The sequence below is a fragment of the Streptomyces sp. NPDC046759 genome (assembly GCF_040645475.1).
Classification (GTDB): Bacteria; Actinomycetota; Actinomycetes; order Streptomycetales; family Streptomycetaceae; genus Streptomyces.
Genome location: NZ_JBEYYJ010000032.1, coordinates 55,689 through 77,742 on the forward strand (window position 1 = coordinate 55,689; position 22,054 = coordinate 77,742).

General features: G+C 75.1%; 3 protein-coding genes. All 3 read left to right on the forward strand.

The features are described from left to right. Nucleotides 1-296 precede the first annotated feature (296 nt). Entirely contained in the window at nt 297-1,505 is a 1,209-nt protein-coding gene (locus ABZ919_RS33580; RefSeq protein WP_361255357.1) for a cytochrome P450, read from the forward strand. Nucleotides 1,506-1,602: 97 nt separating this feature from the next. Next, nucleotides 1,603-2,955 (forward strand): serine hydrolase domain-containing protein, encoded by a 1,353-nt coding sequence (locus ABZ919_RS33585; protein WP_361255360.1) that lies wholly within the window; start codon nt 1,603-1,605, stop codon nt 2,953-2,955. A gap of 189 nt (nt 2,956-3,144) precedes the next feature. Next, complete coding sequence (locus ABZ919_RS33590) at nt 3,145-22,041, forward strand: non-ribosomal peptide synthase/polyketide synthase (protein WP_361255363.1); 18,897 nt, start codon at nt 3,145-3,147, stop codon at nt 22,039-22,041. The last annotated feature ends 13 nt before the right edge of the window (nt 22,042-22,054 follow it).

Here is a 22,054-nt window from a genome sequence, read left to right on the forward strand (position 1 = left end):
GGTCGTGACAGACCCTGGAGCCGCCGTGCCTCGCACCGCGCATCGTGAGGCCCCGCCGCCTCCGGCCGCCCTGGCCGTTGCCTGACAGCAGTCGACCACGAGCCACCCGGGGCCGTCGAGGCGGGTCGTGCCAGGCCGTCGAGGTCGGATCGTGCCGGCCCGGCCGGCTCACCGGTCGTGGCCCGGTCGTACTGAGGGTGGTCGTACCGGCGGTCCTGAGTGCTCCACCGTCACTTCCCGGCACCAGCCGTGTGCGTGATCCCTCCGTGCCCGCGCGCCGTTATCAAGGAGACAAGGTGATCAGCAACCAACTGACGGGCGACTCCTTCCTCCTGGAGGCGTTACCCGACCGCTGGCGGCGCTTACGCGAGGCCGGACCCGTGCGCCACGACGAGGGCCAGGGCATATGGCAGGTAGTGGACCATGAGACGGCCGCCGCCGTGCTCGCCGATCCGGCGACGTACTCCTCGGACATGACCGCCCTCACCCCCAGCCAGCCGGACTTCGACACCTTCCGGCAGGGCAACTTCGTGGGAATGGACCCACCGGAGCACCGCAAGCTCCGCACCCTGGTCAGCCAGGCGTTCACCCCTCGGGTCGTCCAGTCGCTCGAACCCCGCATCGAAGAGGTGTGCGCGAGGCTGCTGGACGCCGTCGCGGACCACGACCGGTTCGACCTGGTCGACGCGCTGGCCTATCCGCTCCCCATCATCGTGATCGCCGAGCTGCTCGGCATCCCCGCCGGAGAACACCGGCTCTTCCAGGAGTGGGCGAGCGTGCTGTTCGGCGGCGACCAGCTCGGCGAGGCCCCGGACATGGCCGACCTGGAGCGGGCCCTGGAGGCCATCGCCCCCACGGTGCGCGAGATGAACGGCTACATGCTGGACCACATCCGCCACCGTCGCGCGCACCCCGGCGACGACCTCACCAGCGCGCTCATCGCCGCCGAGGTGGACGGCGTCCGCCTCCAGGACCAGGAGATGGTCGGGTTCGTCGCCCTGCTGCTGGTCGCCGGGCACATCACCACCACCGCGCTGCTCGGCAACGCCGTCGTCACCTTCGACCGGCACCCCGGTACGAACGCCGCGCTGCGCGCCGATCCCGCCGGGCTTCCGGACGCCATCGAGGAGGTGCTGCGCTGGCTGCCTCCTTTTCCCGAGCTGGGACGCCGCGTCACCCGGCCGGTGGTCCTGGGCGGCCGCGAACTCGCCACCGACACGCTGCTCATGGTGCACCTCGGCGCCGCCAACCGTGACCCGGCCCGCTTCGCCGCGCCCGACGTCCTCGACGTGACCCGCCGCCCCAACCCGCACCTGACCTTCGGCCACGGCATCCACTTCTGCTTCGGCGCGCCGCTGGCGCGGCTCGAGGCGCGGATCGCCCTGCGCATGCTGCATAAACGATTCCGCAGGCTGGGGGTGCCTTCCTACGAGGACGTCACCCTCCAGAACCCGGCCGTGATCATCGGCGTACGCCACCTGCCCGTCGAGGTCAGCAGAGCGTAAGCCCGGCGCGCCCGCGCCCCGGTCGGCCCCCGCACCGCTCGCGACGGGCCGAACCGTCACCCGCACATGAGACCCATGCCACGGGAGTCCCCTTCTCATGCCGTACACCCTCCCCGCCGCCACAGCCGCCTCCTGGGTGCCGTCCCCGTTACGCCAGGAGCTCCAGGACCGCCTCGACGCACTCGCCCGGACCCACCGGGTGCCCGGCGCCCAGCTGGTCATGGACAACGGCACCGACCTCCTCACGCTGCACACCGGCACGGCCGACGTGTCCACCGGCGTCCCCTGCACCGCGGACACGGCCGTGCCCCTGGGCTCCCTCACCAAGCCCTGTACGGCGGCCCTCGTGCTGCTCCTCGCCGACGACGGCGACCTCGACCTGGACGAGCCCGCCGCCGGCCAGCTGCCCGAACTGCGTCACGTCCCCGACGTCACCGTCCGCCAGCTCCTGAGCCACACAGGCGGCCTGCCCACAGGTCCCGACTCCGATGCCGCCGCCGCGACCACCCCGAGCCGCTACCTTGCGGACGTCTGCACCGCACAGGACCTGTTGTTCCCCCCGGGCACCGGCTTCTCCTACTCCAACGCCGGCTATGTCGCCGCAGGACGGCTGGTGGAGACCGTGACCGGCATGACCTGGCAGGAAGCGATCAGGACGCTGCTCCTCGAACCCCTGGGCATCGAGCCCGCGTTCATCGGCGAGCGCCACCCCGCCCGCCCGGTCGCCACCGGGCACGCCGTCAACACCGCCACCGGGCAGCTGCGGCCCGCCGCGCAGACCCTGGCGCCGCTGGAGGCGCCGGCCGGCGCGCTGCTGGCCGGCGCGGAGGACCTGGCCGTCCTGGGCGGGGCGCTCGTCGGCCGCTCGGACGTCCTGCCGCCCGCGGTCGCCAAGGAGATGCGGCGCCCGGAACCCGCCGCAAGGCCGGGGGGTCTCGCCGACGGGTGGGGGCCGGGACTCGCCCTGTACCAGCGGGACGAACGCCTCTGGTGCGGCCACGACGGCAACGCCCAGGGCACGTCCTGCCATGTGAGGGCCGATCCGGAGAGCGGCGTGGTGGTCGCCTTCACCGGCAACGCGGGCGGCGCCACCCGCATGTGGCGCGAGCTGGCCGGTGACCTCGCCCGCCTCACCGGAGTCCGGGTGCCCGCCACCGCCCGTCCCGCCCACCGCGGCCGCCCCGTCGCCCTGCCCGACTGCGCCGGCACGTACCGCAACGGGAGCACCACCTACCGCGTCGTGGCCGGCCCCGACGGCGTGTCCGCCCTCTCCGTCGACGGCGACCTGCCGCTCCCGCTGGTCTGCTACGCCGACCTGTCGTGCGACCTGGTCGACCCGGCCACCGGCCGCCCGGAGCCGGGCGGACAGTTCCTCCGCGACCCCGCCACGGGCAGGATCGACCGGCTGCAACTGGCCGGACGCACGGCACGCCGCACCGAGGACGGCTGAGCCGCACGGCGCTGCCGCACGGCACCCCCCTGCCCCGCACACCGCTTCCCGCCGCGGCCGCACCACCCTTCCGCACGCCTGTGCGCCCCGCCCACCGCCGTACCCGGTGGGTCCGTGAGCCGCACGCGCCGATCGCGCCGACCGGCGCGGAGCGCGTCGCATCGTCCCGCATTCCGAAGGGCTTCACCCATGACGGACCTGCACGAAGAGCCCGCACCGGCGCTCTCCCTGTCGCAGCCCGGCCACGCCGGCGAGGCGCTGGAGGGCACCACCGCACGGGCACATCCGACGCTCGGCGACCTCTTCGCCGCGTGGGTGGAGCGCACTCCGGACGCACCGGCCCTCACCGACGGCAGGCGGACCTGGACCTACCGGGAACTGGCGGCCCGCGCCGACCGGTTGGCCGGCCACCTGGTGACCCGCGGGGCGGGGCCGGACCGGGTGATCGCCCTGGTCCTGCCCCGGTCCATGGAACTGATCGCGGCGGAGCTGGCCGTGGCCCGGGCGGGCGCCGCCTTCCTTCCCGTGGACCCGGCGTATCCCTCCGAGCGGCGGGCACTGATGCTCGCCGACTCCGCACCCGCGGCGACCTTGGACGACCTGCGGCAGGTCCGGGCCCTCATGGAGAGCGCGGATGCCGCGGACGACGTGGGCACCGCGGTCGGCCGGGGCGCCGGCGCCTCCGCCGCCGTCCGGGACGCCGGTGACTTGGGGGGCACCGCCGATGCCGTCGAGGCCTCGCCCGCCCTCGGGCCCGCCGACGCCGGGGCCGCTTCCGGCGGCGCCGCCGGCGGCAACGCGGACCTCCCGGCAGCCGCAGGCAGCCCGGCGGGCCCGGGCGCGGATCACGCGGCCTATGTCATCTACACGTCCGGCTCCACCGGCACCCCGAAGGGCGTGACCGTCACCCACCGCGGCATCGGCGGCTTCACCAGGGCCGCCGCCGAACGCTACGCCGTGGGTCCCGGCGACCGCGTTCTGCAGTTCTCCTCGCCCAGCTTCGACGCATCCGTCCTGGAACTGTGCGCGTCCGTCCTGTCCGGTGCCACCCTCGTCGTGCCGCCGGACGGGCCCTGGCTCGGCGACGAACTCGCCGCCGTCCTGGACGAGTTCCGGATCACCCACGCCCTCATACCACCGGCCGCCCTGGCCACCCTCCCCGAGCCGGCCTCGGGCACCGCGCGCCATCTGCGCACGCTCATCGTGGGCGCGGAGGCGTGCCCGGCGGCACTCGTCGACCGCTGGGCGCCCGGCCGCCGGATGATCAACTCCTACGGCCCCACGGAAGCCACCATCGTCGCCACCTGGACCGGCCCGCTCACCGCGGGCCGGGGCGCGCCCGCCATCGGGCGCGCCCTGCCGCACACCCGGGTGTACGTCCTCGACGCCGCGATGCGGCCCGTACCGCCCGGTGCCGACGGCGAGTTGTTCGTCGCGGGTGACGCCGTGGCGCGTGGCTATCTGGGCCGCCCCGGGCTGACCGCCGCCCGGTTCGTCGCCGACCCGTTCGGCGCGCCGGGGGAGCGCATGTACCGCACCGGTGACCGGGCGCGCTGGACCGCCGAGGGGGAACTGGAGTACCTCGGCCGCCTCGACCGGCAGGTCAAGATCCGCGGTTTCCGCATCGAACCCGGGGAGGTCGAGGCGGCCCTGCGCAGGGTGGACGGCGTCGGCGAGGCCGTGGTCGTCGTACGGCAGGACGAGCCGGGCGGACAGCGCCTGGTCGGTTACGTCGTCGCCGACGGCCCCGGCACGAGCCTGGACCCGGTCGCGCTGCGCACGGCCGTGGCCGCTGCCCTGCCCGCCCACATGGTGCCGTCCACGGTGGTCGTGCTGGACCGGATGCCCCTCACCGCACAGCACAAGATAGACCTGCGGGGGCTGCCGGCCCCCGGGCGCGCGTCCGCGGCCGGTCAGGTGCCCCCGCGCGGCCCGCAGGAGCGGGACCTGGCGGCGATCTGGGAGGACGTGCTGGGCGTGGCGCCGGTCGGCGCGACGGACGACTTCTTCGAGCTGGGCGGCGACTCGATCCTCGCCGCCCGTGTACTGGCCCGGATCCGGGACGACCTGGGCGTCCGGCTGACGGTGCGGGACGTCTTCACCGCACGCACGGTCGCCGCGCTGGCCCCGCTGCTCGTCGATCCGGCCGCCGCCGCCCCGGCCGAGCCGATCCCGTCCGCCCCGCGGGCAGAGACCCTGCCGCTGTCCAGCGCGCAGCGGCGGCTGTGGTTCCTGGACGACCTCAGCGCCGGCGGCACCGAGTACAACACCGGCGTCGCCCTGCGGCTGCGCGGCCCGCTCGACACGGACGCCCTGCGCCGCTGCCTGGTGCGGCTCGCCGGCCGCCACGACGCCCTGCGGACCACGTTCACCACGGTCCGCGGACAGGGCGCACAGCGCGTCGCCGCCGAGCCGGTGCTGCCGCTGCTCACGGCCGACCTCCGGGACGTGCCGGCGCAGACACGCGCCGAGGCCGCCGAACGGCTGCTCACCGAGGAGTTGAGCCGTCCCTACGACCTGGCGGCCGGTCCGCTCACCCGGGCCCTGCTCGTCCGGCTGACCGGCGACGAGCACCTGCTCCTCCTCGCCCAGCACCACATCGTCACCGACGGCTGGTCGGTGGGCGTCCTCACCAGGGAACTGGCCGCCCTGTACCACGCCGAGGTCACCGGAGAGCCGGACGGGCTGCCCGAACCGGCCGTCCAGTACCCCGACTTCGCCGTCTGGGAACAGCGGCAGCGGGCCACGGGCCAGGACGCCGAGGACCTCGCCTACTGGAGGCGGCACCTGGCCGGGATCCAGCACCTGGAGCTGCCCACCGACCGGCCCCGCCCGGCGGTGCGCACCACCACCGGCGCGGCGCACCGGCACCGGCTGCCCGCGGACCTGGTGACCCGGCTGCGGAACCTCGCCGGGGGCCGGGGCACCACGGTGTTCACCCTGTACGCCGGAGCCTGCGCGCTGCTGTTCTCCCGTTACTCCGGCCAGCGGGACGTCGCCTTCGGCACCGTCACCAACGGACGGGGCCGCCGGGACCTGGAGGACGTGGCGGGCTTCTTCGCCAACACCGTGGTCCTGCGCGGTGACGTGGACGAGAAGGCCACCGTCGACCGGTTCGTGGAGTCCGTGCGCACGACGGTGCTGGACGCCTTCGCCCACGACGGCGTGCCGTTCGACCGGGTGGTCGAGGAACTCGCCCCGCCCCGTGACCCCAGCCGCACCCCGCTCGTGCAGGCGCTCGTCGTCCAGCAGACCGCCACGGCCGTACCGCCGGTGGCCGGCGGCCTGCACCTCGACGACCACCCGCTGCCCCGTCCCGCCGCCCGCTTCGACCTGGTCCTGGAGTTCCAGCCGGACGCCGGCGGCGGCTGCGCGCTGACGGTGGAGTACAACACGGACCTGTTCGAGGCGGCGACGGCGGCCCGCATGGCGCGGCATCTGCACCGCCTGCTGGAAGGCATGGCCGAGGGGCCGAGCCGCACCCTGGCCGAGCTGGGCATGTTGTCGCAGGCCGAGCAGCGCACGCTGGTGGACTCGTGGAACCCGCCCGCGCGGCGCGCCCGGGACACCGGGAACGCCACGCTGCCCGAGCTGTTCGAGGCCCAGGTGGCCCGCACCCCCGACCGCACTGCGGTGACCTGCGGTCCCGTCCGGCTGCACTACGCCGAGGTCGATCGGCGGGCCAACCGCCTGGCCCGGCTGCTGGTGTCGCGCGGCGCGGGGCCGGAACACCTGGTCGCGCTGTGCCTGCCACGCTCCGCCGACCTGCTGCCCGTGCTGTGGGCGGTGCTGAAGTCCGGGGCGGGATACCTGCCCGTCGACCCCGGCTACCCCGCGGAGCGCATCCGTTTCATGCTCGCCGACGCCCGGCCCGCCCTGGTCGTCGCGACCAGGGAGACGGCGGCCGCGCTGCCCGAGAAGTGCACCCCACTGATCCTCGAGGACTGCGCGGAGCTCACCGGGGCACTGGGTGCCCGCCTCACGACGGACGGCGCCGGTCCGCGCGGCGCCCGAGGGTCCGGCACGGATCTGCCCGACGCCGGTCCGGAGGCCTCCGGTCGGAACGGCTCCGACCCCGACTCCGGTCGCAACGGCTCAGGCCCCGATGGTTCGGGCCCGAACGGCGCGGGCCCGAACGGCTCCGGCCCGTCCGATGCCGGGCTGCCGGACGTCGGCCTGTCCGACGCCGACCGGATCCGGCCACTCACCGCGGACCATCCCGCGTACGTCATCTACACCTCGGGTTCGACCGGCCGTCCCAAGGGTGTCGTGGTCACGCACCGCACCGTCACCGCGCTGGCCGACTGGGCGCGCGAGCGGTTCGGCGCCGACGGGCTGGCGCACGTGATCGCCTCCACGTCCCTGAACTTCGACGTGTCCGTCTTCGAGCTGCTGTGCCCCCTGCTGGCCGGAGGCACGGTGGAGGTGGTCGCCGGCCTGCCGGCCCTGGCCGACACGCCGGGTTCGCGGCGGGCCGGACTCCTCAGCGGTGTACCGTCCGCGATCTCCCGGATGATCGCGGGAGGCACATCACCCGTGACGGCCGACACGGTCGTCCTGGCCGGGGAGGCCCTGCCCGCCCAGACCCTGCGCGACCTGCGCGCCGCCCTGCCCGACTGCCGGATCGCCAACATCTACGGCCCCACCGAGGCCACGGTGTACGCCACCTCCTGGCACGCGGGCGACCGGCTGCCCGAGCAGGCGCCGCCGATCGGCAGGCCGGTGGCCCGGACCCGGGCGTACGTCCTGGATCACGCCCTGCGCCCGCAGCCGCCCGGTGTCACGGGCGAGTTGTACCTGGGCGGCGGTGGACTGGCCCGCGGCTACCTGAACCGCCCGGGACTGACCGCCGCCCGTTTCCCCGCCGATCCGTTCGGCGCGCCGGGTGAGCGCATGTACCGCACCGGGGACCTGGTGCGCTGGAGCGCCGACGGCGAACTGGAGTACCTGGGCCGGGCCGACCAGCAGGTCAAGGTGCGGGGCTTCCGCATCGAACTGGGCGAGGTGGAGGAGGCGCTGCGCCGCTGCCCGGGCGTCGCCGAGGCGGCGGCCGTCACCACCGAGACCGACGGACACCGGCGTCTGGTCGGCTACGTCGTCCCGGTCGCCGGGGAGCACGCCGAGCCGGAGACGGTACGCCGGGCACTCGGCCGCACGCTGCCCGACTACATGGTGCCCTCGATCGTCCTGGTGCTGGACGCCCTGCCGCTCAACCCCAACGGCAAGGTGGACCGCCACCGCCTGCCCGACGCGGGCCCCGCCGTGCGCACCGCACACCACGTCGCTCCGCGCACCCCCACCGAGCGTGCGCTCGCCGCGATCTGGGCGGACGTGCTGCACATGGAGCGCGTCGGCGTCGACGACAACTTCTTCGAACTCGGCGGCGACTCGATCCTCAGCATCCAAGTGGTGGCCCGGGCCCGGCAGGAGGGCCTCATGGTGACCTCCCGCGATGTCTACCGGTACCAGACGGTCGCCGCTGTGGCCCGCGTCGCGGACACCGCCAAAAGCCGGCGGCGGGCCACCCCCGCACCCGAGGCGGCCACCGGAACGGCACCCCTGACACCCATTCAGCACTGGCTGTTCGACACCGCCGCCGAGCGTGCGGGTCACTTCGCGCAGGCGGTGTCGCTCGAACTGCCCGACGACGTCGACGCGGCGGCGCTCGAAGCCGCCCTGGGCGATCTGGTGGCCCACCACGACGCCCTGCGCTCGCGTTTCGTGAGCGGCACCGACGGCACCGGAGCCGGCTGGCGCATCGACGCACAGGCCCCCGGGATCGCCCTGGCCCGGCACACCGGCCCCGACACCGACACCCCGCACTTCGGGCCGTTCGACCTCGGCAACGGCCCGCTGCTGCGTGCCGTGCTGCACGACCGCGGTGCCGCTCGCCCGCCCGTGCTGCACCTGGCCGTGCACCACCTGGTGGTCGACGGGGTCTCCTGGCGGCTGCTGCTGGAGGACCTCGACCGCGCCTACCGGGCCCGCCGGTCCGGCACCGACGGCAGCACGGCGCTGCCCCCCAAGTCCTCGCCGCTGCGCCAATGGGCCCGCCGGCTGCACGACCATGCCGTCGAGGGCGGCTTCGACGACGAGCGGGCGTACTGGGCGCGGGCGGTGCCGGACGCCCAGCCCGCCCTGCCCACCGATCTCGGCGGCGTCAACACCTACGGGTCGCAGCGGTCGGTGACGATACGTCTGACCTCCGAGGACACCTCCGTCCTGCTGCGCACCCTGCCCGACACCCACCGCACCCGCATCAACGACGTGTTGCTCGCCGCCCTCGGCAGGGCGCTGTGCGGCTGGAGCGGTCACGACCGGGTGGTCGTGGACGTCGAGGGACACGGCCGCGAGGAACTCTTCCCCGACCTGGACGTCAGTCGCACCGTCGGCTGGTTCACCACCCGGCACCCCGTCGCCCTCGCCGTTCCGCAGGACGCCGGGTGGAGCGCCGTCCTGAAGCGGGTCAAGGAGCAGCTGCGCGCCGTACCGCGGCACGGGATCGGCCATGACGCACTCCGTCACCTGGCCGGCCCCGGAAAGGCGCCGCGCACCCCGGCCGCGCAGATCAGCTTCAACTACCTGGGCCGTATGGCGCCGCCGGACGGGGCCGACGGCCTGTACCGCGGCACGTTCCGGCCGCTGGAGCTGGACTCGGATCCCGATGCCGTGCGCCCGCACGCCCTGGAAGTGGTCGGCCGACTCGACGGCGACGCCCTGGAGTTCACCTGGTTCTACTCCCACCAGCTGCACCGGGAGGGCACCGTCACGGACCTGGCGGAGCGCTTCGCCGGAGCGCTGGCCGCACTCGCGCGCTACGCCGCCCGGCCGGGCGCGGCCGCCCGCACACCGTCGGACTTCCCGCTGGCCCGGCTCGACCAGGCGGCCGTCGATCGCCTCGTGGGGGACGACCCGGGCGCGGTCGAGGACATCCTGCCCTTGACGCCGACCCAGGCCGGGATGCTCTTCCACGGCCTCTCCCAGGACGCCCGCGGCGCCTACTTCCAGCAACTCACCTTCGTGCTGGACGGCGTGCCGGACCCGGTGGCCCTCGCCGCCTCCTGGCAGCGGGTCACCGACCGCACCGAGGTGCTGCGCGGCCGGGCCGTCTGGCAGGACGTGCCAGAGCCGCTGCTGGTGGTGCAGCGCGAGGCGACCGTGCCGGTCGTCCACCAGGACTGGCGCGCCCTGACCGATGAGGAGCGCGGCGACCGGCTGCGGGACCTGCTCACGCGTGACCGCGCGGCCGGCCTCGACCTGACCCGGGCGCCGCTCCAGCGTCTGCTGCTCGCCCGGGTCTCCGACACCGCCGTACGCGTCGTGTGGTCCTTCCACCACCTGCTCCTGGACGGCTGGAGCCTGTTCCAGGTCCTGTCGGACGTGTTCGCCTGCCACGCGGGCGCCGCCGACACCCTGCCCGACCGGCGCCCCTACCGGGACTACGTGGCCTGGCTGAGCGAACGCGACCGGAACACGGCCGAACGGCACTGGCGGCACCGGCTGTCCGGGCTGACCGAGACCACTGCGCTGCCCTACGACCGCGAGCCGCTCGAGACGCATGAAGCCGAGTCCACCGAGGCGGTCCGCGCCACGCTGCCCGCCGCCACGACCCGGGCGCTGGAGGAGCTCGCGCGGAACGCCGGGCTGACCCTGAACACCCTCGTCCAGGGTGCCTGGGCCCTGCTCCTGGGCCGCCAGGCGGGCCGGGACGACGTGGTGTTCGGCACCACCGTCTCCGGGCGGCCTCCCGAGCTGCCCGGCGCCGAGACGATGACCGGCCTGTTCATCACCACCCTGCCCACCCGGGCCGGGCTTCCCGCCGACGGCACCCTGCTCGACTGGCTGCGCCGGCTCCAACAGGACCAGAGCGAGGACCGGCGCTTCGACCACGTGCCGCTCACCCGTCTGCGGTCCTTCACCGAACTCCCGGAACGTGCCGCCCTGTTCGACAGCATCGTCGTCTTCGAGAACTACCCGGTCGACGGCGACCTCGCCGCCGCCCACGGGCTGCGCCTGAGCGACCTGGACGGCGTCGAGACCACCAACTACCCGCTGAGCCTCGTCGCCTACCCGGGCGCCGAGCTGACCCTCCGGCTGGGCTACGACCCGCAGCTGTTCGACGCCGCGACCGCCCGGCGGATGACCGAGTACCTCACCGTCCTGCTGGACGGCATGGTGCACAGCGCCCAACTCCCGCCCGCGCGCCTCAGCCTGCTGACGTCCGCCCGCCGCGAGCAGGTGCTGCACGACTGGAACGACACGGCCACGGCGCTCCCCGAGGCCACGGTGGCCGACCTCTTCGCCGCGCAGGTGCGGCGCACACCCGGCGCCACCGCCCTGGAGGCCGGTGCCGAGCGGGTCACCTACCGCGAACTCGACACCCGGGCCGAGGAACTGGCCGTCCGGCTGGCCGCGCTGGGCGCACGCCGGGAGTGCCCGGTGGCCGTGCTGATGGACCGCTCGGTGGACCTGGTCGTCGTCCAGCTGGCACTCGTGCGCACCGGTGGTGTGTACGTACCGCTCGACGGCAGGGCACCGCACGAGCGGTTGCGCCGGATGCTGACCGAGGCCGGGGCCGGCCTGCTGCTCACGGATGCCGCGTGGGAGGAGACCGCGAGGAGCGTGTTCCCCGGCGACGGGGTGGTGCGCGCCGACGCCAGGGGACCGCGGCCTGCTGCCTACGCGCCCCCGGCGGTCCATCCCGACCAGGTGCAGTACCTGATGTTCACCTCCGGCTCCACCGGCACCCCCAAGGCCGTCGCGGTACGGCAACGGGACGTGGCAGCGCTGGCCCTGGACCGCGCGTTCGCCGGTCACGACCGGGTGCTCGTGCACTCCCCGCACGCCTTCGACGCGTCCACCTACGAGGTGTGGGTGCCCCTGCTGCGCGGCGGTACGGCCGTCCTGGCGCCGCCCGCCGACCTGGACGCGGCCCTGGTCCGCCGTGCCGTCGCCGAGCAGGGGGTGACCTGTCTGTGGCTGACCGCGGGTCTGTTCCGCCTGCTCGCCCAGGAGGACCCCGCCTGCCTGCGCGGCGCCCGCGAGGTGTGGACCGGCGGTGAGGCCGTGCCGGGCGCGGTCGTACGCCGGGTCCTGGACGCCTGTCCCTCGCTGACCGTCGTCGACGGGTACGGGCCCACGGAGACCACCACCTTCGCCACCCGGCGCGTCTTCCGCTCCGGCGACCCGCTGCCCGCCGTGCTGCCGATCGGGCGCCCGCTGGACAACACCCGCGTCTACGTCCTGGACGGCGCACTGCAGCCCCAGCCGCCGGGCGTGCCCGGGGAGTTGTACATCGCCGGGGCCGGTGTGGCCCGGGGATACGCCGGTCGGCCCGGCGCCACCGCCGCCCGCTATGTCGCGGACCCGTTCGGCGCGCCCGGCGAGCGGATGTACCGCACCGGTGACCTCGTGCGCTGGAGCGACGACGGCGAACTGCACTTCGTGGGCCGCGCCGACCGCCAGATCAAGATCCGCGGCTTCCGCGTGGAACCCGCCGAGATCGAGGCCCGGCTCACCCGGCACCCGGACATCGCCGAGGCGGTCGTCTCCCTGTACGAGCACGGCGGTCGCAAGAGCCTGGCCGCCCACCTCGTGCCGTCCGCCGGCGCCGTCGTGCCCTCCGCCGCCGACCTGCGCGCCCACCTGGCCGCCGACCTGCCCGACTACATGCTGCCCGCCGCGTACGTCACGGTGCCCGAGCTGCCGCTGACCGCCAACGGGAAGGTCGACCGGCGACGGCTGCCCGCCCCGGAGTGGTCGGCGGGCGGTGAGGGCGCCCACCGGGCGCCGCGCACCGAGACCGAGCGCGTCCTCACCGGGATCTGGGCGGACCTGCTCGGCGTGGAGCGGGTCGGCGTGGACGACAACTTCTTCATGCTGGGCGGCGACTCGATCCTCAGCATCCAGGTCGTCTCCCGTGCCCGGTCCGCGGGCCTCGACCTCACCCCCCGCGACCTGTTCCGTCATCCGACCGTGGCCGAGCTGGCCGCCGCCACCGGCGACACCCGGTCCGTCGCCGGCACCGAACCGGTCAGCGGCGAGGTGGGCCTCACCCCGATCCAGCACTGGTTCCTCGACCCGCGCCCACCGCACGCCGGCTTCTTCAACCAGTCCGTGGTCGTGGACACGCCCGGCACCGTCGACCCGGAGGCCCTGCGCCGCGCCCTCACCGCCCTGTGGGGCCACCACGACGCCCTGCGCTCGCGGTTCGTCCTCGACGCAGACGGCACCTGGCGCCAGTACGTCACCGACGCGGACGCACCGGCTCCGGAGCTGCTCCAGGTCTGCGACCCGGCGACCGAGGCCGGCGCCACGGCGGCGGCCCACGCCGGGTTCCGGCTGGACAGCGGCCCGCTGCTCACCGCCCGTCTGTTCACCGCCGGCACGCCCGGCCCCGCCCGGCTGCTGCTGGTCGTCCACCACCTGGTGGTCGACGGCGTCTCCTGGCGCATCCTGCTGGAGGACCTCGAGACCGCCTACCGGCAGGCCGCCGCCGGACAGCCGGTGCGCCTGCCGGCCCGGTCGACCTCCGTGCGGGAATGGGCCCGTCGGCTGCGCGAACGCGCCGACGGCGGCGGTTTCGCCGAGCAGCGCGCCCACTGGGCCGGCGCCGCCCGGCACTGCGCCGAGCCGCTTCCCGTGGACGGCGACGGGGACAACACCGCCGCGGACGTCCGCGAGGTGACCGTCCGGCTGGACCCGGAGACCACCGGCGACCTCCTGCGCAAGGTCCCCGGGGTGTACCGCACCCGCGTCGACGACGTGCTGCTGACCGCGCTGGGCCGGGTGCTCGCCGACTGGACGGGACGCGCCACCGTCGCGGTCGGCCTGGAGGGCCACGGCCGCGAGGACCAGCTGTTCGAGGACGTCGACCTGTCCCGCACGGTCGGGTGGTTCACCTCCCTCTTCCCGCTCGCCCTCACGGTCCCCACGGGCGACTGGGGTACGGCGCTGAAGTCGGTGAAGGAGCAGCTGCGGGCGGTGCCCGACCGGGGAGTCGGCTACGGCGTCCTGCGCCACCTCGCCCGCGACGAGGCCGTCACCGGCACCCCGATGCCCGGGATCAGCTTCAACTACCTGGGCCGTTTCGACTGGTCCGCCGACCGCGGCACCCTGGTCGGCTCGGTGCCCGGCGGACTGGGCGGCGCGGAGGCGCCCGGCACCGAACGCCCGCACCTGCTGGACGTGGTGGCCCGCGTGACGGACGAAGGGCTGGAGATCACCTGGTACCACAGCGCCGGCCGGCACCGCCGGGAGACCGTCACCCGGCTCGCCGAGGGCATGCTCGAAGGGCTCCGGGACATCGTCGCCCACTGCGCGCGGCCCGACGCGGGCGGCCGCACCCCGTCGGACTTCCCGCTGGCCCGGCTCGACCAGGCGGCCGTGGACCGGATCGTGGGGGACGGGAGCGGAGTCGAGGACGTCTACCCGCTGACGCCGATGCAGGCGGGCATGCTCTTCCACAGCCTTCTCGACCCCGACGGCCGCACCTACGTCAACCAGGTGCAGCTGGTCCTGTCCGGCGTCACCGATCCGCACGCCCTCGCCGAGGCCTGGCAGCGCACCGTGGACGCCCACCCGGTGCTGCGCACGGGGCTGGAATGGCGGGACGCCGCCGAGCCGCTGCAGGTCGTGCGGCGCCGTGCCGCTGTGCCGGTCACCCACCACGACTGGTCGGGATGGCCCGCCGAACGCAGCGAACGCGCACTGGAGCGGCTGCTCGGCGAGGACCGCGCCGCCGGCATCGACCTCGGGGCGGCGCCACTGATGCGGCTGGCCCTGATCCGGCTCTCGCCGGACCGGGTACGGCTGGTGTGGACCTTCCACCACGTCCTGCTCGACGGGTGGAGCGCCGCCCAGGTCTTCGACGAGGTGTGCGAACGGTACGCCGCACTGACCACCGGGCGCGATCCGCGGCTGCCCGAGCGGCCGCCCTTCGCCGACTACCTCCGCCGGCTGGCCGGGCAGGACACCGGCAGCGCCGAACGGTACTGGCGCGAGCTGCTCGCCGGCTTCACCGCCCCCACCGAACTGCCGAGGGACCGGCGCCCGGCCGAGGCGCACCGGAGCTCCTCGTCCGAGTCGGTGCGGATCGCCCTCGGCTCCGGCGTGTCGGCGCGGCTGCGGGAGACGGCGCAGCAGGCGGGCCTGACGCTCAACACCGTGGTGCAGGGCGCCTGGGCGCTGCTGCTGGCCCGCTACGGCGGCGGCGAGGACGTCGTGTTCGGCACGACCGTCTCCGGGCGGCCCGCCGAGCTGCCCGGTGTCACCTCCATGGTCGGCCTCTTCATCAACACCCTGCCCACCCGGGCCCGCGTCGACGGACGGCGGCCGCTGCTGGACTGGCTGCGCGAGCTGCAGGCCGCCCAGTCGGAGGCACGTCGCCACGACTTCGTGTCGCTGGCGCAGGTGCAGTCCTGGAGCGAGGTGCCGGGCGGGACCAGCCTGTTCGACTCCATCGTGGTCTTCGAGAACTACCCGTTCGACGAGGGCGCGCTGGCCCGGCGCGGCCTCGCCATGGAGACGGAGCGGGACCTGGAGCCCACCAACTATCCGCTCAGCGTGGTGGTGGCGCCCGGTGACGCCCTGGCCGTCCACCTCGACTACGATCCCGCCACGTTCGACGCCGCCACGGTGTCCGGGCTCGGGGAGAGCCTGCGCACGCTGCTCACGCAGATGGCCGAGGACCCGGACCGCCGCCTTGCCGACCTCGCGCTCCTGGACCCCGCCCCGGGCCGCGACCTCGTGGGCCGGTTCGGCGGGGCGGTGACCCGGGCCCCGCGCGGCACCCTGCCCGAGGCGTTCGAGCGGCAGGCAGCCCGCACCCCGGAGGCCGTGGCCGTCGTGCACGGCGCGGACCACCTCACCTACCGCGGCCTCGACGAACGCGCCAACCGGCTGGCCCGCCGGCTCATCGCCGCCGGCGCGGGCCCCGAACGCTTCGTCGCCCTGTGCCTGCCCCGCACCGCCGACCTCGTCGTGGCGCTCCTGGCCGTCCTCAAGAGCGGCGCCGCCTATCTGCCGGTCGACCCCGGGTACCCGGCCGAGCGGGTCGCGTTCCTCCTGGAGGACGTACGCCCCGACGCCGTGATCACCGGCGCGGAGACCGCCGCACGGCTGCCCGGGGGACCGTTCACCCGGATACCGCTCGACGACCCCGGGGCGTTCGCCGCCCCGCCGGACCCGGTCAGCGACGGCGAACGCCACGGCACCCTGCTGCCGGACCACCCGGCCTACGTCATCCACACCTCCGGCTCCACCGGCCGCCCCAAGGGGGTCGTGGTGACGCACGCCTCCGTGCTGGCCCTGACCGACTGGGCCGCGGCCGAGTTCACCGGCAGGGGACTGGAGCACGTCGTCGCCTCCACGTCGCTGAACTTCGACGTGTCCGTGTTCGAGATCTTCTCGCCGCTGCTCTGCGGCGGCCGTGTCGAGGTGGTCCGCGACCTGCTGGCCCTGGCCGACCGCACGGAGCCCTGGCACGCCGGACTGCTCAGCGCGGTTCCCTCGGCCCTGGGCAGGCTGCTGGCGGAGGACGCGGTACAGGTCAGCGCGGACACCGTGGTGCTCGCGGGCGAGGGCCTGCCGGCGCGCACCGTCCGCCAGGTGCGCGAGACGATCCCCGGCTGCCAGGTGCACAACATCTACGGCCCGACCGAGGCGACCGTCTACGCCACCGCCTTCGTCTGCGATCCGGCCGACCCTGACCGCGACCCGCCGATCGGCCGCCCGCTGGGCGGCGCCCGCGCGTACGTCCTGGACGGGCGGATGCGCCCGGTGCCGGCCGGCGCGCCCGGCGAACTCTTCCTCGCCGGCACCGGCGTGGCCCGCGGCTATCTGCACCGGCCGGGTCTGACCGCGGCCCGGTTCCTGCCCGATCCGTTCGGACCGCCCGGCACCCGCATGTACCGCACGGGCGACCTGGTGCGCTGGACGGCCGACGGCGACCTCGTCTACCTCGGCCGCGGCGACGACCAGGTGAAGGTGCGCGGATTCCGCATCGAACTCGGCGAGGTGGAGGCGGCGTTGGCCCGCCATCCGGGTGTGGCGGCCGCGGCGGCCGCGGTGGCCGAGCAGGACGGCCACCGCCGGCTCGTCGGCTACGCGGTGCCCCGCGGCACCGCCCTGCCCGACCCGGCCGAGCTGCGCGCCTTCCTCGCCCGCACCCTGCCCGACCACCTGGTGCCCGCCCTCGTCATGCCGCTGGAGCAGCTCCCGCTCGGCGCCACCGGAAAGCTCGACCGGCGCGCGTTGCCGGCACCGCTGTGGGCGGCCCCCGCCAGGCGCGCCACCCGACCGCCGAGCACCGAGGCCGAGAAGACCCTCGCCGCGATCTGGTCCGAGGTGCTCGGCGTTCCCGAGATCGGCGCGGACGACAACTACTTCGAGCTCGGCGGCGACTCGGTTCTCGGCATCCAGCTCGTGTCCGCCGCCCGCCGCGCCGGTCTCGCCCTGACGCCCCGGCACCTGTTCAGCCATCAGACGCTCGCCGAACTCGCGAGTGTCGCCGAGCAGTTCCCCGTGGCAGCGACCACCGTCGGCGCCGAGCAGGGCCCGGTGGTCGGTGACGCGCCGCTCACGCCCGTACAGCACTGGCTGTTCGCCTCCGTCACCGGCGCCCCGGCCCACTTCAGCCAGGCGGTCTCCTTCGAGCTGGCGGACGACACCGACGAGGAACTGCTCAGGGCCGCCCTGGCCGCCGTACTGGAGCACCACGACGCGCTGCGACTGCGCTTCGAACCGGCCGGCGACGGGACGTGGCGGCAGCATTGCACCGCACCCGGCGAGGCCCCACACCTGGAGGTGCACCGCGCCGCTCCTTCGCGCGAGATCGGCGACGCCCTCGCGTCCGGCTTCGACCTGGCCGCCGGTCCGCTGCTGCGGGCCGCGCTGTGCCGGCCGGACGACGGAGGGCGGCCAGTGCTGCTGCTCGCCGCGCACCACCTGGTCGTGGACGCGGTGTCCTGGCGGCTGCTGCTGGAGGACCTGGACACGGCCTACGTCGCCCTGCGTGACGGCGACCGGCCCGCCCTCGGCGCCAAGAGCACGTCGTTCCCGGCGTGGGCCCGGCGACTCGCCGCCCACACCGCTGCCGGGGGCTTCGACGACGAACTCGGCCACTGGCACAGCCTCGACACCGCTGCCGCCCTTCCCGCCGACCACCCCGACGGCACCAACTCCGTCGCCGACGAGGAGAGCGTGACCGCCACCCTCGGCACCGAGGACACCCGCCGGCTGCTCCAGGACGTACCGGAGGCGTACCGCACACGGGTCAACGACGCGCTGCTGTACGGACTGGGCCGGGTGCTGGCGCGCTGGGCCGGCCGGGACCGGGTGGCGGTCACCCTGGAGGGCCACGGCCGTGAGGAGGTGTTCCCGGACGTGGACCTCGCCCGGACCGTCGGCTGGTTCACGACGATGTACCCGGTCGTCCTCGACGTGCCCCGCACCGCGGGCACCGGCACCGCGCTGAAGGCCGTCAAGGAGAGCCTGCGGGCGGTACCGCACGGCGGACTCGGCTACGGCGCCCTGCGCCACCTGCACCCCACGTCCGGAACGGACCTGCCGGACCTGCCGCGCATCTGCTTCAACTACCTCGGGCAGGAGGACCGCACCTCCCGCTCCACCGGCGGACTGCTGCACGCCCCGCACGACGGCCTCGGCGGAGGCATGGACCGCTCGGCGGACCGGCCGTACCTCCTCGACGTGGTGGCCCGGGTGAGCGGGGGCGAGCTGCGCTTCACCTGGTCGTACTCCCGTGCGGTGCACTGGCGCGAGACCGTCGCCCGGCTGGCGGCCGAGCTGACCGGTGAACTGCGTGCGCTGGTGCGGCACTGCGCCGAGCCCGGCGCCGGCGGCCGTACCCCGTCCGACTTCCCGCTGGCACCGCTGGACCAGGCGGCCCTCGACCGGCTCGTCGGCACCGGGGCGGACGTGGTGGACGTGTATCCGCTCACGCCCACCCAGACCGGCATGGTCGTGCACGGCCTGGACGACGCCGAACACGGTATGTACGTCGAGCAGATCACCTGTGTGATGGACGGCGCCCGCGACCTGCGGCTGCTGGCCGACGCCTGGTGGCACGTCGTGGACCGCACGCCCGTCCTGCGCACCTCCCTCGCCCTCAGCGGTGTGCCCGTACCGCTGCAGATCGTCCACCGGGACGTCCCCCTGCCGGTCACCGAACACGACTGGACCGGACTCGCGCCCGAGCGGCGCGCGGCGGAGCTGGAGCGGCTCCTCGCCGACGAGCGAGCCGGGGGCATCGCCCTGGACCGGGCGCCGTTGCTGAGGCTCGCGCTGGTCCGGCTCGGACCGGACGCGGTGCGCATGGTGTGGACCTTCCACCACGTCCTGCTCGACGGCTGGAGCGTCTTCCACGTCCTGTCCGACGTCATGGCCGCGCACGCCGCGCTCACCCGGGGCGAAGGCCCCCGGCTGCCCGAGCGCAGGCCGTTCGCGGACTACGCCGGCTGGCTCGCCGCCCGCGCCACCGGCGGCCGGGCCGAGGAGCACTGGCGCACCGTCCTCGCGGACCTGTCCGCCCCGACCCCGCTGCCCTACGACCGCAGGCCCGCCCCGGACAGCACGGCACGCTCCGGCACCTGGCTGTCGCAGCGGCTGGGCGCCGAGGCCACGCACCGGCTCCAGGAGTTCGCCCGCCGGCACCGCCTCACCCTGAACACCCTGGTCCAGGGCGCGTGGGCGCTGTTGCTGGCGCGCTGGAGCGGCGAGCGCGAGGTGTGCTTCGGGACCACGGTGTCCGGGCGCCCCGCCGACCTGCCCGGCGCGGACACCATCACCGGCCTGTTCATCACCACCCTGCCCGCCCGCGTCACCGTCGACGGCACGGCCCGCTGTGCCGCCTGGCTGCGAGCGGTGCAGGACGCCCGTGCCGAGGACCGCCGTTTCGACCACGTGCCGCTGAACACGCTCCACGGCCTTGCGCAACTGCCCGCCGGGACGGCCCTCTTCGAGAGCCTCGTGGTCTTCGAGAACTACCCCGTGGGCGACGCCACGGCGGGAGCGCACGGTCTCACTCTGCGCGACCTGGACGCCCGCGAGGCCACCAACTACCCGCTCACCGTCGTCGTCTCCCCGGGCGACGACCTGGCGGTCGAACTCGGCTACGACCCGCGGTACTTCGACGAGGCCACCGCCGGGTCGCTCGCCGGGCAGCTGCTGCACACCCTGGGCACCCTGGCCGCATCCGACGGCACGCCCCGGCTGGACGACATCGACGTCCTGCCACCCGGACAGCGCGACGGGCTGCTGCGCGGGCCCGTCCGCCCGCAGACCGGCCCGGTGCCGGAGGCCACCCTCCCCGAGCTGTTCGAGACCGCCGTCGACCGGTGGCCGACCGCACCGGCGCTCCAGGACTGCGGGCGGCTGCTGACCTTCGCCGAGGCGGAGGCCGCGGCCAACCGCCTCGCCCACCGGCTCATCGCCCGCGGCGCGGGACCGGGGAGCCTCGTCGCGCTCCTCCTGCCGCGCTCCGCCGACATGGTGCTGGCCCAGCTGGCGGTGGCGAAGTCGGGCGCCGCGTTCCTGCCCGTGGACCCCGCCTACCCGGAGGAACGGATCGCGCTGATGCTGCGCGACGCGGCCCCGGCGCTCACCCTCGACGCGAAAGAGGTCGCCGGCCTGATCGCCGCGCCACCCCACGAGGTGCCCGGCCACCGCCCCACCGACGCCGACCGCACCCGGGCGCTCGACCTGGACGACCCCGCCTACGTCATCTACACCTCGGGCTCCACCGGCACCCCCAAGGGCGTCGTCGTCACCCACCGGGGGCTCGCCGCGTTCTCCGCCGCCGAGGCCGCCCACTACCGAGTGGCCCCCGCGGACCGGGTCCTGGCCTTCGCGACGCCCAGCTTCGACGCCTCCGTGCTGGAGCTGTGCATGTCCCTGCCGCACGGCGCCCGGCTCGTCGTGCCGCCGCCGGGCCCGCTCCTCGGTGCGCAGCTCGCCGAGGTGCTGCGCACCGAGCACATCACCCACACGCTGCTGCCGCCGGCCGCGCTCGCCACCGTGCCGCAGGACGCACCCGGCACCCTGCCGGATCTGAAGACGCTGATCGTGGGCGCCGACGCGTGCGGTGCGGAGCTGGTCAACCGCTGGGCCCCGCACCACCGCATGGTCAACTCCTACGGGCCCACCGAGGCCACCGTCGTCGCCACCTGGTCGGCGCCCCTGGAACCGGCAGCCGGCGCGCCGCCCATCGGCCGGCCGCTGCCCGCCACCGGCGCCTATGTGCTCGACTCCCGGTTCCGGCCGGTTCCGGTCGGCGCCACCGGCGAACTCTGGCTGAGCGGACCGGCGCTGGCGCGCGGCTACCTCGACCGGCCCGGTCTGACCGCGGCCCGCTTCACGGCCGACCCCTTCGGGCCGCCCGGCACCCGCATGTACCGCACCGGCGACCTGGTGCGCCGTGACGGGCGCGGCGAACTCCACTACCTGGGACGCGCCGACCACCAGCTGAAGCTGCGCGGCCACCGCATCGAGGCGGGAGAGGTCGAGTCGGCCCTGGTGCGCCATCCGGCCGTGCTGGACGCCGTGGTGTCCGTACGGGAGGACGAACCGGGTCTGCCGCGCCTGGTCGCCCACCTGCTCACCACGCCCGGCGCCGAGCCGCCCTCCGGCGCCGAACTGCGCGCGCTGGCCGCCCGCTCGCTGCCCGGCCACATGGTTCCCTCGGCGTTCGTCGCCCTGGACCGCTTCCCGCTCACCGAGAACGGCAAGACCGACCGGGCCGCCCTGCCCGCCCCGCCGCCCGCCGAGGAACGGGAACGGCCCGAGCACGTGGCGCCCCGCACGCCCACCGAGGAGGCCCTGGCGGCCATCTGGGAGGAGGCCCTGCAGACGGCCGTGGGCGCCGAGGACGACTACTTCCTCCTGGGCGGCGACTCCCTGCGGGCGCTGCTCATCGCCTCCCGCGCGGGCGACGCGTTCGGCGTCACCCTCACCCCGCGCGACGTCCTGGCCTCCCGCACCGTCGCCGCCCTGGCGGACCTGGTGGAGGAGCAGGTGCTCAGCGAACTCGAAGACGCCGCGTACGGCGGCCACGACCACGACGAACGGTGAGGATCCGACGACC

Excerpts from the sequence above, each read along its gene's own strand:
- ABZ919_RS33590 (WP_361255363.1), top strand. The coding sequence starts at position 3,145 with ATGACGGACCTGCACGAAGAGCCCGCACCGGCGCTCTCCCTGTCGCAG.
- ABZ919_RS33585 (WP_361255360.1), top strand. The coding sequence starts at position 1,603 with ATGCCGTACACCCTCCCCGCCGCCACAGCCGCCTCCTGGGTGCCGTCC.